Source organism: Sporosarcina sp. UB5 (assembly GCF_050859005.1).
Classification (GTDB): Bacteria; Bacillota; Bacilli; order Bacillales_A; family Planococcaceae; genus Sporosarcina.
Map to the genome: position 1 here is coordinate 2,990,511 of NZ_CP125984.1, position 16,338 is coordinate 3,006,848.

Annotated in this window: 17 protein-coding genes; all 17 read right to left on the reverse strand. The window is 43.0% G+C overall.

Going from position 1 to position 16,338, the window contains the following annotated elements:
• Positions 1 to 14 precede the first annotated feature (14 nt).
• The 17 genes from sucC to QM454_RS15155 all read right to left on the reverse strand — a co-directional run bounded on the left by sucC (position 15) and on the right by QM454_RS15155 (position 16,227).
• Entirely contained in the window at positions 15 to 1,175 is a 1,161-nt protein-coding gene (gene sucC, locus QM454_RS15075; RefSeq protein ID WP_432359365.1) for an ADP-forming succinate--CoA ligase subunit beta, read from the reverse strand.
• A 130-nt stretch (positions 1,176 to 1,305) separates the two neighbouring features.
• Positions 1,306 to 1,599: an EscU/YscU/HrcU family type III secretion system export apparatus switch protein gene (locus QM454_RS15080; protein ID WP_432359367.1), complete on the reverse strand. Its 294-nt coding sequence runs from the start codon at positions 1,597 to 1,599 to the stop codon at positions 1,306 to 1,308.
• Positions 1,596 to 3,305: a hypothetical protein gene (locus QM454_RS15085; protein WP_432359369.1), complete on the reverse strand. Its 1,710-nt coding sequence runs from the start codon at positions 3,303 to 3,305 to the stop codon at positions 1,596 to 1,598. The genes QM454_RS15080 and QM454_RS15085 overlap by 4 nt, the downstream gene beginning before the upstream one ends.
• An 87-nt stretch (positions 3,306 to 3,392) precedes the next feature.
• Entirely contained in the window at positions 3,393 to 4,163 is a 771-nt protein-coding gene (locus QM454_RS15090; RefSeq protein ID WP_432359371.1) for a ribonuclease HII, read from the reverse strand.
• Positions 4,164 to 4,267: 104 nt separating this feature from the next.
• Complete coding sequence (gene ylqF, locus QM454_RS15095) at positions 4,268 to 5,146, reverse strand: ribosome biogenesis GTPase YlqF (RefSeq protein ID WP_432359373.1); 879 nt, start codon at positions 5,144 to 5,146, stop codon at positions 4,268 to 4,270.
• Positions 5,147 to 5,163: 17 nt separating this feature from the next.
• Positions 5,164 to 5,721 carry a signal peptidase I gene (gene lepB / locus QM454_RS15100; RefSeq protein WP_432359375.1) on the reverse strand — a complete coding sequence of 186 codons (558 nt, stop codon included), beginning with the start codon at positions 5,719 to 5,721 and terminating at the stop codon, positions 5,164 to 5,166.
• A gap of 135 nt (positions 5,722 to 5,856) precedes the next feature.
• Positions 5,857 to 6,201: a 50S ribosomal protein L19 gene (gene rplS / locus QM454_RS15105; RefSeq protein WP_432359377.1), complete on the reverse strand. Its 345-nt coding sequence runs from the start codon at positions 6,199 to 6,201 to the stop codon at positions 5,857 to 5,859.
• 273 nt (positions 6,202 to 6,474) lie between these two features.
• Positions 6,475 to 7,215, reverse strand: a complete 741-nt coding sequence (gene trmD, locus QM454_RS15110; RefSeq protein ID WP_432364047.1) for a tRNA (guanosine(37)-N1)-methyltransferase TrmD — start codon at positions 7,213 to 7,215, stop codon at positions 6,475 to 6,477.
• The gene (gene rimM, locus QM454_RS15115) at positions 7,215 to 7,730 is read right to left on the reverse strand and encodes a ribosome maturation factor RimM (protein ID WP_432359379.1); all 516 of its coding nucleotides are present in this window, start codon (positions 7,728 to 7,730) and stop codon (positions 7,215 to 7,217) included. Before rimM ends, trmD begins: the two co-directional genes overlap by 1 nt.
• 134 nt (positions 7,731 to 7,864) lie before the next feature.
• Positions 7,865 to 8,098, reverse strand: coding sequence for a KH domain-containing protein (locus tag QM454_RS15120; RefSeq protein WP_432359381.1), 234 nt, complete (start codon positions 8,096 to 8,098; stop codon positions 7,865 to 7,867).
• Between the two features lie 23 nt (positions 8,099 to 8,121).
• The gene (gene rpsP / locus QM454_RS15125) at positions 8,122 to 8,394 is read right to left on the reverse strand and encodes a 30S ribosomal protein S16 (protein WP_060209070.1); all 273 of its coding nucleotides are present in this window, start codon (positions 8,392 to 8,394) and stop codon (positions 8,122 to 8,124) included.
• A 112-nt stretch (positions 8,395 to 8,506) separates the two neighbouring features.
• Positions 8,507 to 9,862: a signal recognition particle protein gene (gene ffh / locus QM454_RS15130; RefSeq protein ID WP_432359383.1), complete on the reverse strand. Its 1,356-nt coding sequence runs from the start codon at positions 9,860 to 9,862 to the stop codon at positions 8,507 to 8,509.
• Positions 9,863 to 9,874: 12 nt separating this feature from the next.
• Entirely contained in the window at positions 9,875 to 10,207 is a 333-nt protein-coding gene (locus QM454_RS15135) for a putative DNA-binding protein (RefSeq protein WP_432359385.1), read from the reverse strand.
• 69 nt (positions 10,208 to 10,276) lie between these two features.
• The gene (gene ftsY, locus QM454_RS15140) at positions 10,277 to 11,266 is read right to left on the reverse strand and encodes a signal recognition particle-docking protein FtsY (protein WP_432359387.1); all 990 of its coding nucleotides are present in this window, start codon (positions 11,264 to 11,266) and stop codon (positions 10,277 to 10,279) included.
• 34 nt (positions 11,267 to 11,300) lie between these two features.
• Positions 11,301 to 14,858 (reverse strand): chromosome segregation protein SMC, encoded by a 3,558-nt coding sequence (gene smc / locus QM454_RS15145; protein ID WP_432359389.1) that lies wholly within the window; start codon positions 14,856 to 14,858, stop codon positions 11,301 to 11,303.
• Positions 14,859 to 14,860: 2 nt separating this feature from the next.
• Positions 14,861 to 15,628: a ribonuclease III gene (gene rnc / locus QM454_RS15150; RefSeq protein WP_432359390.1), complete on the reverse strand. Its 768-nt coding sequence runs from the start codon at positions 15,626 to 15,628 to the stop codon at positions 14,861 to 14,863.
• 362 nt (positions 15,629 to 15,990) lie between these two features.
• The gene (locus tag QM454_RS15155) at positions 15,991 to 16,227 is read right to left on the reverse strand and encodes an acyl carrier protein (RefSeq protein ID WP_432359392.1); all 237 of its coding nucleotides are present in this window, start codon (positions 16,225 to 16,227) and stop codon (positions 15,991 to 15,993) included.
• Between the last annotated feature and the right edge of the window lie 111 nt (positions 16,228 to 16,338).

The following is a 16,338-nucleotide window of genomic DNA, read 5'->3' on the forward strand; positions in this document are numbered from 1 at the left end:
TGTCCCTGCCTTTCTTAGCCTACGAGTTCAACAATCTTTTGTGCACCGTCCGCCATTGTGTCAGCAGCGATGATATTTAACCCCGATTCATTCAATAGCGCTTTACCTTTGTCAACGTTTGTACCTTCCAAACGTACAACAAGCGGCACTTCAAGGCCCACTTCTTTCGCAGCCGTAATGACACCTTCTGCGATAATGTCACACTTCATAATACCGCCGAAAATATTGACAAAAATTCCTTTGACTTGTTCGTCAGAGAGGATAATTTTGAATGCTTCTGTAACTTTTTCAGCTGTAGCGCCACCCCCAACGTCTAGGAAGTTAGCTGGTGATCCACCATAATAATTGATTGTGTCCATCGTAGCCATCGCAAGACCTGCACCGTTCACCATACACCCGATGTTACCATCTAGTGATATATAGCTAAGGTCATATTTTGACGCTTCTATTTCCTTCGGATCCTCTTCATCGAAATCGCGTAATTCCACGATATCTTTATGACGATAGAGTGCGTTGGCATCGAAGTTGAATTTTGCATCCAATGCTAACACGTCGTCATTTGCTGTTACGACTAGTGGATTGATTTCAACGATTGATGCGTCTTTTTCGACAAACACTTGATAGAGTCCTAGCATGAATTTCGCGGCTTTATTTACAAGATGCGTAGGGATGTTCATGTTAAATGCCATTCGGCGTGCCTGGAAGCCTGTTAGACCGACAACTGGGTCGATGATTTCTTTGAAAATCTTTTCAGGCGTCTGTTCAGCGACTTCCTCGATGTCCACTCCACCTTCTTCAGATCCCATTAGCGTAACGCGATCTGTAGCAGTGTCGACGACAAGGCCTATATAATATTCTTTTTTAATATCGGATCCTTCTTCAATGAGAAGGCGTTTTACTTCTTTTCCTTCTGGGCCTGTTTGATGGGTTACAAGGGTTTTGCCAAGAAGCTCTTTTGCATACTCACGCACCTCGTCTATGTTTTTAGCGATTTTAACACCGCCCGCTTTACCACGCCCGCCCGCATGGATCTGCGCTTTGACGACAATGACGTCAGTACCGAGTTCTTTTGCTGCTTTTACAGCTTCATCGGGAGAAAAAGCTACCCGACCGTTTGACACAGCAACGCCATAATTTCTTAGCAGCTGCTTTCCTTGATATTCATGGATATTCATCTTACATCCTCCAATCGAACTAGTAGCTTATAATTTACTGCCGTATCCATTGTAGTAAAGATGTCAAATAATGTCCACAATTGTCGTTGCCATATAATCATTTTTTAATATTTTTCGTCATTTTACTCTATTATTCTTCCGATAATCGAGAACCGTGCTCTCTGTCTATGTGATAAATAAATGCAAACACCTCTGCAACAGCTTCGTATAACGGTTCTGGAATCGTTTCGTCCACATCAATCTGTCCTAGAAGTTCGATCAATGTCGCATCTTCCTGTATCGGAATACTATGTTCCTCCGCTTTGCTTACAATGTTTTCCGCAATTTTCCCTTTTCCTTTTGCGACAACTTTCGGAGCGTCTCCGACAGTTGGATCATAGGACAGCGCAATCGCTTCTTTACGAGTATGTTTTGGACCTGTCATATTCGAAAATCAACTCCCCTATTTTCCGTCATCATTGCTTTCCGAATTTTTGTTTCTCTTTTCTCCTCTTCTTCAAAATGTTTAAAAGTGACTCCGGACAGTCGATAATTCACTGATTCGAGTCCATCTCTCAATTTGCCCTGTAGAAGATTGCCAATCTCTCTCAAATGGTCGTCTTGATTGAAAATTGTTACTGCAACGACCCGGTTTTGAACTTGCATATCAACAACCGTTTTTTTAATTGATTCCAATTCTAAATAAAACAGGATTCTTGCGAAGTCTGCATCAATTTTACCATCCGCGTCCTTCCTTCCATTCCATTGTATCGTTGCGTCGATCCGTTTTCCGAGGAATTCAAGAGGTAGTTGCATAACAATTTGCTTGTTCATTCCTAAGTCAGCTGACTGCAAAATTGTGCCGTTCATTCTGTTAATAGTAACTTCCGCCGCGTCACGCAATTGTTGCGAAACTGAACTGTCATGTAACAGACCAACTAATTGAGGTTTCAGCATGTCCATCGTCGTACTGATGTCTACATTCTTATGCATCAATCCTGCTTCATAATTGAAACCAAGGGATTTAAAAAGACTTTGCATCACATCTTTTATCATCTTGCCGTCAATCGCTTGTTCAACTACGAATTGGGCATTTCGGATTAGTTCCTTAGCTATTGGCACCGAGGATTGCTCTATTGTTCTGTAAAGTTCAGGCAGTTTTAAAGAAGCATTAGCCGGAATTAACAAGTTAATGAAAGATGATGAATTGTTCATACGAAATGGTGATGATTGGATATGCCCAGCTACTGCTCGCATGATTTTTTTTCCTGTTTGTTCTCCAGCAAGAACACTTCTCGTTTCGGTCATTCGGTTGTTTTCTAATTCTTCGAGTAAGCCAATGAGCTGCAATTTTTGACTCTGTTGTAGGACAGGGTCGTTTTGGATTGCTTTTTTCATTTGTGCCCCCGCCACTTGTTCCCTTACTGTCGTATCGATTAAACTTGATAAATTGGCGAGTGTTGCACTCTGCGACATAATCCCCGAATTCTTCAGAAGTTGCAATACTTGGAACCGCTCCTCCCGGGGTGCGGTTTCGTCTAGCAACTTTAATATTGCACTACTTACCAACGCCCTATCTACGGCGGAAGCTGTTAGTTTGTTCACCTCTCCCAACGTCGAGAGGATCGTTTCCTTCAATTGTGCTTCAACGCCTACATCCCGGATAAGTGCTGTTCGCAAAGTATGTAAGATGTCGTGGAAACCTTCCTTCGTCTCCACACCTAACAGCGAGTTAAAATGGATTTGGTTGAGCGGCAATTTCAACTCCACCAATTTCTGAATGGTGTTTAACGCATCGTTTCGTAACGCTAGTTGCACAGTTTTTATAAGAGCTACTGCGTCCAGAAGATTTTCCTTGATAATAGGAAGTTTCTGTTTTAAAAAATAGCTTAGGATACTATGCATCTCAGGAGACTTCGGAAGTTGCATCGACTCCATCAAATTTGACAGTTGTCCTAACGGTCCTTCAGTTGTCTGCAAAGGGCCTGTAACGACTTTAATTTGCAGTTCCGGATTAACCGTTTGCACTTGAAAGTAGTATGCGTCACCGCCCTTCAACGGTACTTCCAGTTTAGCTATCAATGTATGATCGCCTATTTGCACTTCTGCCATCTGGCCCGGAAAAAGCTGTCTAATTTGCCCACGAAACATTTGGCCTTCCCGCAACGTTAAAGGCGATCGGGATGTCGATATGGACTCATTGCTCAACCGAGAAATAGACGGATAGTTCATCCGAGGTTACCTTCCTTCCAAAATCGTTTTGATAGGTTCAAACGTCTTTCTATGGTGCTTGCACGGCCCATATAAATGAAGTGCATTGACATGCTCCTCTGTACCGTATCCGACGTTCTTTTTGAAATTATACATCGGGAACTCTTCATGGAGTCGGTCCATTAATTGATCTCTCGTCGTTTTGGCAAGTATGGAGGCAGCCGCTATTGCTAAACTTTGGGCGTCTCCTTTAATAATGGACTCTGTCTCGCAATCGACTTGCAACTTCATGGCATCTACTAAGACGACATTAGGCTTGACGTTTAAATTGTTTACTGCAATTTCCATCGATTCACGTGTCGCTGCAAAGATATTGAGTTGATCAATTCTTTCTGCTGATTGAATATGTACTGAATAACTGATTGCAATTTCTTTAATAATCGTGGATAATCGGTCTCTTTCTAGGAGTGATAGTTTTTTTGAATCATTTAGCCCAAGCAATTGCGGCGCTTCATCGGGCAATATGACGGCAGCACAGACGACAGGCCCTGCTAGCGGCCCTCTACCAGCTTCATCAACGCCTGCGACGAGTGCCCCTGAAAATGTTTTATAACTTGCATCAAAATCGATTTTCTCTTGTAACATTTGTTCCAGTTGTTGTTTTTTCTCGTAATTGCGATACCATTTTTGGAGTTCTTTTTTGACGCCTGCACGATGGTCATCTTCTAGCTTTGTCATCCATTGTTCAGGATGTGTAGTTTGTTGCAGTAGTTTAGAAATTTCTTTTATCGTTTTCATTTTTTCCCCTCTATCATGGATAACACCTTTTTATGACTTCTATTTATATCGGATAATATGCAGCAATTTATTGTTTGAATAAGAAAAGGCCGATCGTCACGGTTTTATTCCGCGACGTTATCGGCCTGTTTGGATTGATCAGAAACGAAATCAAAAGTAAGTTTGCCAAGCAACTCACTACGGATGTCTTGAATAATCAATTCAGCAACTTTGTCATAATCGATTTCGCCGCCTTGTGTATACGACTTTCGCGACTCACCAATTATATCGAATACCTTTTGAACATCCTCGCCAACAGCAGTAATACCGTATCTTTTTTCAAGTCGTTCCGGATAATACTCTTCTAGAAAACGGAGTCCGTAAACTGCTAAATTTTCCATGTTGACGATTGTATCTTTAATTGCGCCTGTTAATGCAAGCTTATACCCGACAGCCTGGTCTTCAAATTTCGGCCAAAGGATTCCTGGCGTATCGAGTAATTCTAGCTCTTTCTCGAATTTTATCCATTGCTGCGCTTTTGTGACACCAGGCTTGTTGCCTGTCTTCGCGATGTTTTTCTTTGCGAGTCGATTGATTAATGTCGATTTCCCGACGTTTGGAATTCCGACAATCATGGCACGAATTGCACCTGGACGGATTCCTCTCTTTTTCATACGCTCAATTTTCGGAGCCAATATTTCCTTTGCTGCTTTTGTTACAGTTTGCAATCCTTTTCCTTCGAACGAGTTGATAGCGACTGCTCGGATTCCTTCTGATTCAAAATGATTGATCCAGCGGGCCGTTTCCTTCTCGTCAGCGAGATCCATCTTATTTAAAATGAGTAACCTCGGCTTTTGTTGGATGACTTCATCGATCATCGGATTTCTTGATGATAGTGGCAATCGAGCGTCAATCAATTCAAATACGATATCGACAAGCTTCAATTGTTCCGTCACTTCACGTCTTGCTTTGGCCATATGGCCCGGAAACCATTGAATGGTCATTGATTTCATCACCTTTCTCAGTCCACCAAGCCGAAATCTTTAATCGGCCAGAAAATAAATTTAGTACTTCCTATAATTTCATCAATCGGCACAGCGCCGATATGTCTCGAATCTTTACTTTTTCGACGATTGTCTCCCATTACAAACACATAGCCTTCGGGAACTGTCTGGATTCCTATTTTTTCTTCTAACGTGAAATCCTCAGTCAACGTTCCTTCTAAAATTTCGGCTTTGTATTGGTCGAGGTACGGTTCATCATAAGGTTGATCGTTAATGTATAAAACATCGTCCTTATATTCTACTTTATCCCCCGGAAGGCCGATGACCCTTTTAATGTAATCCTTCTTTTCAGGTGCATGGAAGACAACGATATCAAATCGGTCGGGTTTCCCAAGTGTATAGCCAATTTTATTGACGATCATTTTATCGCCGTGTTCAAGCGTTGGCATCATTGAAATGCCATCCACAACAATTGGTGTGAATAAAAATATCCGAATGATTGCTGCCAGTCCAAACGCAATTAAAAGCGCTTTGATCCATTCCCAAGTTTCATTTTTCTTCTTTTCTTCGTTCATTACAAAGCCTCCTGCCAAGTCACTATCCCTATTGTACAGTCTATTCATTATGGAGGCAAAAAGAAAGGAGACCGTCTTTCGGCCTCCTCTTTTTGAATAAGAAACAGCGGAGATTTTGTCTCCGCTGTTTGGATTTTATCGAATTTCTTTGATACGTGCAGCTTTTCCGCGAAGGTTGCGAAGGTAGTACAATTTCGCACGACGCACTTTACCGCGACGAGTAACTTCAAGTTTTGCGATTTTCGGTGTGTGTACAGGGAATGTACGTTCAACACCTACACCGTTAGAGATTTTACGGACTGTGAAAGTTTCACTGATTCCGCCTCCACGACGCTTAATGACAACACCTTCGAAGATTTGGATACGCTCGCGCGTGCCCTCTACGATTTTCACGTGCAAGCGGACAGTGTCCCCAGGACGGAATTCAGGATGGTCTGAACGAAGTTGGTCTTTTGTTACTTCTGCAATAATGTTTTGCATGTTTTTCTCTCCTTATCCACAGATGCTCTTGCATTTCTTTCCTTTGCAGCGGAACACCAGTCAGTATGCACTTCTCATGGAAGCACATAGTAGATAGTATCATAATGAACCGCTGAGTGCAAGTCCTAAAGGTTGATTTCCGCTACAGGCGGACGCTTTCCGGGGGGCGGGCGGTGAGCCTCCTCACTTCGCTTCGCTTCGTTGCGGGGTCTCACCTGTCCCGCTTATCCCCCAGGAGTCGCCGCCTTTCGCTACAATCAACGGAACTGCCTATTAATCAGTTTCTTCTTCAATTAACTGTTTCAATACCTTCTGTTGATGGTCAGTTAATGGAGCGTCAGCCAACAGGTCTCTTCTACGTTCGAATGTACGTCTTAATGATTGTTCTTGGCGCCATTTTTCGATTTCGGCGTGGTTTCCTGATAACAGGACATCCGGAACTTTCATGCCGTTGAAATCCGCCGGCCTTGTATATTGTGGATGTTCGAGAAGACCTGTTGAGAAGGAATCATGAACTGGGGAATCGGTATTACCCAACACATTCGGCAAGAGTCTGACGACGCTGTCGATGATTGCCATGGATGCAATCTCTCCCCCCGTCAGCACAAAATCGCCAAGTGATATTTCGTCGGTGACGAGATGCTCACGAATGCGTTCGTCATAGCCTTCGTAATGTCCGCAAAGGAAAACTAGGTGTTCCTCCTTGGAAAGCTCTTCAGCCTTCTGCTGATTGAATCTCGCACCTTGAGGACACATTAGAATGACGCGTGGCTTTTTCGATTCATCAAGGGCGAGTGATTCCACCGCTGCAAATAGAGGTTCAGGTTTTAATACCATCCCCGCTCCGCCTCCATAAGGATAGTCGTCCACTTTATGGTGCTTGTTGCCGGAGAAGTCCCTGAAGTCGGTCACATTGAACGAAACTGCTTCATTTTCCTGTGCCTTCTTCATAATGGAAGAGTGGAGAACCCCTTCGAACATTTCAGGAAACAGTGAGAGGACATCTATTTTCATCATGAAAGCAGCCCTTCCATCGGCTCGATAATAATTTGCTTCTTCTCAATATCAATTTCTTTAACGACATCATCGATATAAGGGATATAATGAGGCTTTCCGGATTTCGGTGTAACTGTCCATACATCATTAGCCCCGGTTGCAAGTATATCCGTAACTTCTCCAAGTTCTTCCCCATCATCTGTATAAACAACACAACCGATGATTTCATGATAGTAGAATTCTCCCTCTTCTAAATCACCAAGCTGCTTTTCAGAAACTTTTAATAAGCCGTCCCGATATTTTTCAACATCATTGATATTGATATGTCCTTCAAAGGTAAGAAGATCGAAGTTCTTGTGTCGTCGATGACTCGATACAATCAGCTTAATCGGTTTCTTTTCATTCGGCATGAATAATGAGAGTTCGCTACCAACAGCATATCTTTCATCCGGAAAATCGGTACGCGAGATGACACGCACCTCTCCGTTTATTCCATGTGTGTTAACAATTTTTCCAACGTTGAACCATTGCATATAATACACCTTCCTTTTCATTAGGGACTTAGATGCATTCCTTAAGTAGACAAAAAAGGAAGGAACATAAGCTCCCTCCTTTTTCATACTGATTTCCCGGACAAGCACTAAGACTAATCCTGAAACCCTGTTTTTCAATCAATGATATCAAGGTAAACTTTCTTACCGTGGCGACTTCCTGCTGCTGAATAAACAATAGTTCGTATCGCTTTTGCGACACGCCCCTGCTTTCCGATCACTTTCCCCATATCCTCGGGATTAACGGAAAGTTTATAAGTGACACGATGATGTTGTTCATCTTTGTCGACCTGAACGTCCCCGGGATGATCGACCAAAGGTTTGACAATCGTTTCAATCAGCTGCTTCATGTCCACCCCTCCTGATTACCTGATTATTTACCGTATTTTGCGTTATGGAATTTCTCCATGATGCCTTGTTCTGAGAACAGGTTACGAACTGTATCAGAAGGTTTAGCACCATTTTGAAGCCATTTAAGAGCCAATTCTTCATCGATTTTAACTTCAGCAGGTTTTGTAAGTGGATTATAAGTACCTACTGTTTCGATTTGACGGCCATCACGTGGTGAACGTGAATCTGCTACAACAATACGATAGAAAGGAGTTTTCTTTGCTCCCATACGTTTAAGACGAATTTTCACTGACATTTCTTCTTGCACCTCCGAATAGTTTCACACAAGATAGTATATTATCAAGGTTTTTCATGTTTGTAAAGTGTTTTTTCTTAACACCTTAAAATTATGTTGGTATCACTCGTTTTTACCTGAATAACGAGTCGAAACCAGGCATTTTCATTTTCTTTTTGCCTTTTTGCTGCATGTTCGTCATTTGCTTAATCATTTTCTTCATGTCCTCGAATTGCTTCAATAGACGATTCACTTCTTGAATTGAAGTTCCTGATCCCTTTGCAATCCGCTTGCGCCTGCTTGCATTAATGATTTCAGGTGTTGTTCGTTCTGCCGTTGTCATCGAACGGATGACCGCTTCAACTCGCCCCATCTGGCTTTCATCGACTTGCGCGTTTTCAAGCCCTTTAATTTTATTGAAGCCCGGCATCATTTTTAATATTTCATCAAGGGGACCCATCTTTTTCACTTGCTGGAGCTGATCTAAAAAGTCGTCGAGCGTGAATGTTTGTGTTCGGAACTTTTGCTCAAGCTCCTTCGCCTTCTCTTCATCGACATTTTCCTGCGCCTTTTCAATGAGTGACATGACGTCGCCCATCCCTAAAATTCGGGAAGCCATCCGCTCGGGATGGAATGGTTCTAGAGCATCCATCTTTTCGCCCATACCGACGAATTTAATCGGCTTCTGAGTAACAGATCGAATCGATAATGCAGCACCGCCCCGCGTGTCGCCATCCAGCTTTGTCAGGACAACTCCCGTAATGCCGATTGCTTCGTCAAATGATTTTGCTACGTTGACGGCGTCTTGACCCGTCATCGCGTCGACGACGAGGAACACTTCGTCAGGTTTACTCAATTCTCGTATATCTTTCAATTCCTGCATCAGATTTTCATCGACATGCAGGCGTCCCGCCGTATCAATGATGACGACGTCATGGTGTTCCTTTTCTGCTTCTGCAATCGCCTGACGCGCAATTTCAACCGGAGAGACATCCGTACCTAATGAAAAGACGGGCAGCGTCAATTGCTTTCCGAGCGTTTCTAATTGCTGAATTGCCGCTGGACGATAGACATCCGCCGCCACGAGTAGCGGCTTTTTATTATGGCGTTTACGAAGAACTGTTGCGAGCTTGCCTGTCGTCGTCGTTTTCCCCGCCCCTTGCAAGCCGACCATCATAATGACTGTTGGGGCTTTCCTTGCAAATTGGATAGGATTTTGCTCCCCGCCCATTAAGTCCGTTAATTCATCTTTAACGATTTTCACGACTTGTTGGCCAGGGGTTAGGCTTTTCATAACGTCTTGACCGACAGCCCGTTCACTAACGGTCTTTACGAATTCTTTTACGACTTTCAAGTTAACGTCGGCTTCAATAAGTGCAAATCGCACTTCACGCATCATTTCCTTGACGTCAGCCTCACTAATCTTACCTTTACCTTTTATTTTCTGAAGCGTCCCTTGCAGGCGCTGGGCCAAACCTTCAAATGCCATGCGTAGAACCCCCTATTCATGATCTTTCAATGCATTCAACAGCATACGTACTTCTTCGGATGCTTCATCATTCCCGAGCACAAGCTGTTCAAGCTTATCAATAATCTCCACCCGTTTCTGGAACTTGGAGAAAAGCTTCAGCTTTTTTTCATAGTCTTCCAACATAGCTTCTGTTCTTCGGACATTGTCGTAGACAGCTTGTCTTGACACTCCGTATTCTTCGGCTATTTCACCGAGGGAGAGATCGTCGAGGTAATAGAGCTGCATGTAAACCCGTTGTTTTTCGGTTAACAATGTCTGATAGAAATCATAGAGAAAGTTCACGCGTGTCGTTTTTTCAAGCATTGCGCTTCGCCCCCTCTGATAATCTTAGTATGCCGAAAATGAACTGTCAAGTAAAACTACTTGTCTAGATTATTCTTCTGCTTCTTTTTCTAATCCTTCTGCAAAGAGTCCGTAGACGTACTTTTCCGGATCGAATGGTTGAAGGTCATCCATACCTTCACCAAGGCCGACAAATTTAACTGGGATGTTCAGTTTATTGCGGATTGCTAATACAATACCACCCTTTGCCGTACCATCGAGTTTCGTTAGAACGATTCCAGTAACATTCGTCGCTTCTTTAAATGTCTGTGCCTGGACCAATGCATTTTGGCCTGTCGTTGCATCAAGTGCGAGAAGGACTTCATGCGGTGCTCCCTCGACTTCCCTACCGATTACGCGGTGGACTTTCTCAAGTTCATTCATCAAGTTCACTTTGTTTTGCAATCTGCCGGCTGTATCGCAAATTAACACATCTACCTTACGGCTTTTTGCTGCTCGAATCGCATCATACATAACAGCGGCAGGGTCTGACCCTTCCGATTGCCTAATCACTTCGACACCGACACGCTCGCCCCAGACGACTAGCTGATCAATTGCTCCAGCACGGAATGTATCCCCGGCGGCTAACATGACTGTCTTCCCTTCGGCTTTAAGACGTGCTGCAAGCTTTCCAATCGTCGTTGTTTTCCCTACACCATTGACACCCACCATAAGAATAACGGATAAATCATCTTGCAAGTTTAAACCCGTGTCGAGCTCTTCGCCATTTTTATAAATGTCAACAAGCTTCTCGGAGATGACTGATTGGATACCTTCAGTACTTTTAATGTTTTTTCGTTGAACTTCCCAACGTAATTGATCGACAAGTTCCATCACTGTTTCAACACCGACATCGGCCTGTAGTAAGAGTTCCTCGAGCTCCTCAAAAAACTCCTCATCGACTTCACGGAAACGAGCAACAAGATCATTCACTTTTGAAGTGAATGAATCCCGGGTCTTCGAAAGACCTTCCTTAAATTTCTCAGTTACCGTTTCGTTCGTACCCGTAATTTTCTCTTTTAGTTTCTTAAAAAAAGACAATCCGACTCTCTCCTTTTTATATCATTGGCCATCCTTATCCTAATACTTCTGCTGGCACTTCAGAAAGTTTCACAGAAATTAGTTTTGACACTCCAGACTCTTGCATCGTTATTCCATACAAGACATCCGCACCTTCCATCGTCCCTTTCCGGTGTGTGATGACGATGAATTGGGTGTTGTTCGAGAATTTCTTCAAATACTTACTGTACCGGATGACATTCGCTTCGTCGAGTGCCGCCTCGACTTCATCCAAAATGCAAAACGGAACAGGACGTACTTCAATAATTGAGAACAACAATGTAATTGCCGTAAGCGCACGTTCACCACCAGAAAGGAGGCTAAGATTTTGTAGTTTTTTGCCAGGCGGTCTCGCTACGATTTCAACTCCTGTTTCAAGTAAGTTATTAGGCTCGGTAAGGATTAAATCTGCGTCCCCGCCACCGAACATTTCTTTGAAAACAGTATGGAATCGATTTCGAACCGCATTAAATGTCGTACTGAAACGCATTTCCATTTCACGATCCATTTCGGACATCGCTTCGTTGAGTGTATTTTTCGCTTCTAGCAAGTCATTCCGTTGCTCGGTCAAAAATGCATGGCGTTCGGACACTTCTTTAAATTCCTCGATTGCACTCGGGTTTACTGAGCCGAGCATCTCAATTTCGCTTTTCAACTGCTCGACCCGATTTCTTGTGGCATCTACGTCAAAGTCGCTCTCAGATTCAAAGTCAGGATAAAGTCCATATTCGTCCAATAAGCGATTTGTAATGGACTCATATTTCACTTCAAGACGAGACACTGCGACATTTATTTCATTCAAAGAGGAAACAGCTTTCCCTTCGTCAAGACGAAGTTGCTTCAACAGTTCTTCCTGTTTTTCAAGCTCATCAGCAATCGTAATCCTTGTGTGACGTTTTTCGGATAATGATTGTTCGACCATCGACTTTTCCGTCGCGGCACGATCAATATGCGCTGCAATATCTTCAGGTGAAAGTTCGATCCCTAATTCATGCTCAGCGTATAGATCTCGGTCAGTTTCCAAAGCTGATATTTTTTGTTCAAGCTGTTTTAGAGATTGCTCCATCTCTGCAATTGACGACTGTTGATGCCCTTTCTGCTCCCGTAGGATGGCAGCCTGCTCTCTAAGCTCACTATTTTTTGTCATTAATGCCGCTTCTTCGTTTCGTCGGTTCGTAGCTAATCGTTCAAGCGTTTCAACTTCTTTTTGAGTCGATTCCAATGATGATTTAATCAATTCATGCCGTTCAAGCAATTTTGCTTTTCTGCTTTGCAACTCAGCACCGATATTGTTAGAGCCAACAATCCCTTTTTCAGCTACAGCTATTTCAGATTCAATCGTTCTAATTTCAATATCTAACTCCCGAATGATGGAATCAACAGATCCCGATTCCTGACGAACACTTTCCCATAGTTGACGGTATTTATCCGTATCATGCATATGTTGCGCGACAGACATTTTCGAATCGCCAATTTTGCTCGTTGCTGATTTAATTGAGGTGGACATTCTTGAAAGTTGCGCGGTTAATGTCTCTAATTCGGCTTTTCTTGAAAATACCGTCGACTGCCCTTTTGCTCCTCCACCAGTTAGGGAACCACCAGCATTAACGACATCGCCATCAAGTGTAACAATCCGGAATTTATATGCTAGCATCTTTGCTAATGCGGAAGCTCCAGCCAATGTCTTCGCGACGACCGTCATTCCAAGAAGATTTTCAATGATGACCGAATAGGCGGAATCCGTCTTTACGAGCTGATTAGCCGTTCCGATAAATTCAGGATGCTGTTCAACAATACGAAGTGATGCTATTGGAAGTTTTCTAGACTTTATGACGTCACGCGGCAAAAATGTTGCACGGCCTGCATTCTTTTGTTTTAAATAACCAATTGCATTTCGCGCATCTGCTTCAGTCGAAGTAACAATATGCTGCATCGCACCGCCTAAAGCTGTTTCAATAGCCTTAATATGAGGATCCTCCACTGTTATTAGCTCGGCAACAGCTCCATCCACACCATGCAAACGTCCTTCTTTAGCTCCAACGAGGATAGCTTTAACACCTGAATAGAATCCCGAAAAATCCGCTTCCAAACTTTGAAGGACACGTAGCCTCCCTTGCATTTCGGACTGCTTGTTCATCGCATTTTGCATAAACTGCTGTTGAACTGCAAGTTCCTCTTGTGCCTCACGGTAAAGTTTTTCGGATTGCTTGAACGCCTTTTCTGCATCCTCTATTTTCTCCTGCAAAGAAGAAAGTTTAGTGGAGTGAATTGACCTCTCTTCCTTCAACTCTACAAGTTTGCTTTTTAACAGTGAAGTTTGTTCTGAAATACGTACCGATGACGTTTTTTCCCCTTGCATCCGTTCATCGATATGTTTCAAATCATTTCTGATTGTCGCTTCTTCATTCAACATTTCGATATAGGATGATTTCAGTTCATCAATTTCAGCTTCAGTCTCTTTTGCAGACCTTTTTAGAATGCTAGCAATTTCGTTCATTTCAGAATTGATTTTTTCCAAACTAGCTCCTGTAATCGAAAACTTCTCTTTTGCAGCAGCCAGCTTGGAAATCAGCTCATCCTTTTCCGTTCGGGCATCAACCAACTCTTGCTGGATTCTTTTCATATGCTGCTCCGAATTCTTTTGCTTCTCTAGCGACAATAGACGGCGGCCTTCCCATCTTTCCGCTTCGGCACTAATTTCAACCAACTGCTTTTGGAGAGCTTCAATATTTTGATCGACTTGCGTTAAACGCATTTTATACGCATTCGATTGTTGTTCAGCTTTAGTAATTTCAGCTACTAATTGCTCACGTTGCAACCTTTTCTCTTCGATTAGCTCAGATTTCGAAATAATTTCAGTACGTAATTTCGCTCCATCATAATTCAAAAGACGGACATCCGCTTCCCTAATTTCCGCAGACAGCACTTGATGTCTTTCTGCTGATTGTGCATTCTTTTCAAGCGGCCCGATTCTTGTGTCCAATTCTTTGAGAATGTCAAGCACACGATCTAAATTGTCCTCAGTTTCAAAAAGTTTATGTTCCGCTTTTCTTTTGCGTGTTTTATATTTCAACACACCTGCAGCCTCGTCAAAAATACTTCTTCTATCTTCTGGCCGACTGTTCAAAATCTCGTCAACACGACCTTGGGATATGATTGAAAAAGCTTCCTTTCCTAACCCCGAATCCATGAAAACATCGTTAATATCCTTCAAACGGCATTGTTGTCCGTTCAATAAATAATTACTTTCACCTGAACGGAATACACGGCGACTGACACTAATTTCCGTGTAATCAAGCGGGAAAAGCCCATTTGAATTATCAAGGATCAGTGTAACTTCTGCGTAATTCAGCGGTTTACGAGAATCACTGCCTGCAAATATAACATCTTCCATCTTTGCACCACGTAGTGATTTGGCCGATTGTTCGCCAAGCACCCAACGGATTGCATCAGTTATATTACTTTTCCCACTGCCATTCGGACCAACGATGGCCGTTACGCCGGGAACAAAATCGATGCCAATCCGTTCGGCAAATGACTTGAACCCAATAATTTCAACTCTTTTCAGAAACACAATCAGTTCTCCCCTTCGGCCTCATTTCCTTTTAACACTTGGATTGCTTGATGGGCCGCTTCCTGCTCGGCTTCTTTTTTTGACCTACCGATTCCGGTACCGAGTTCACGATTATCCAATCTAACGACGGTGACAAACTTTTTCGCATGCGCAGGACCCTTCTCTTCAATAATTTCATAATTCAAGCTGCCGCTATTTGTCTGTTGCACGATTTCCTGCAAGCGGCTCTTATAATCCATCACATGCGAAAAAGCACCGTCCCCGATTTTCGGGAATACAACCTTTTCAAGGAATCGAGTAACCGGCTCCATGCCTTGATCTAAAAATAAAGCTCCGATATACGCTTCAAAAACGTCCGCAAGCAACGCCGGGCGTAATCTTCCACCAGTCTGCTCTTCACCTTTGCCGAGTAATATGAACTCCCCGAACTGCAACTCGTTCGAAAATTTGACAAGCGACGGCTCACAAACGATAGCTGCCCGCAATTTCGTCAACTCGCCTTCACTCATATTCGGTTCTGTAGCATAAAGGAATCGGGAAACACCAAGCTCTAGAACGGCATCTCCTAGGAATTCGAGCCTTTCATTATCTGTGAAATTTTTTCTCCGATGTTCATTCACATAAGACGAATGCGTAAACGCATTATAAAGAAGTGATTCATCCTTGAAAAAGATGTTTAGTCGCCCTTGTAGGTCTTTAAATTTTCTCCTTACTTCGCCAGGAAGGGGGGCTGTAGAGTATTTACTTTTTTCATTCCGTTTATTTATCATCAAGATTCTGCCTTTCACTTTCATAGTCCATTTAATTTTACATTGTTAACGCCATACATGCAAAACCGAAAAGAGACACTTTCACCCTTTTGTTTCTAAGAATGGGTGAAAGCATCTCGATGGAAGTGCATATTATGGAAAACCGCACATTTTTTTCGGATTCCTAATCAATTACGCCTCGGCGTAATTGCGTCGGGATTTTGAATTGCGCTTGCGCAATTAACTCCATTCAAAATCCCTGACATCCGCCGGAGGCTTTATCTTGATTCAGCGGGAGCTTGGACCCCCGCTGAATAGAAAACAAAATCACATTCATACCGCCACCTATGGAGGTTGAAGTCTTTTGCTGAATCAAGATAAAATTAATTTACTTTTTCTTCGATATATTTTACTGCATCACCGACAGTTCCGATCTTTTCAGCATCGTCATCGGAAATTTCCATATCGAATTCATCTTCAAGTTCCATAACTAGCTCAACGACATCCAAAGAGTCTGCGCCAAGATCGTCACGGAAAGAAGCTTCAAGTTTCACTTCGCTCTCATCGACACCAAGACGGTCGACTACAACTTTCGTTACACGTTCAAGTACTGACAACATATTCACCTCCCTTCAAGAAAAGCGTAAGCGGCCTGCTTAGGTGCGACAGGCATAAGACAGACCGGCGAAGCGGCGCTTTTTGCCGCACAGCTGGGCTGGCTTATGACCCGA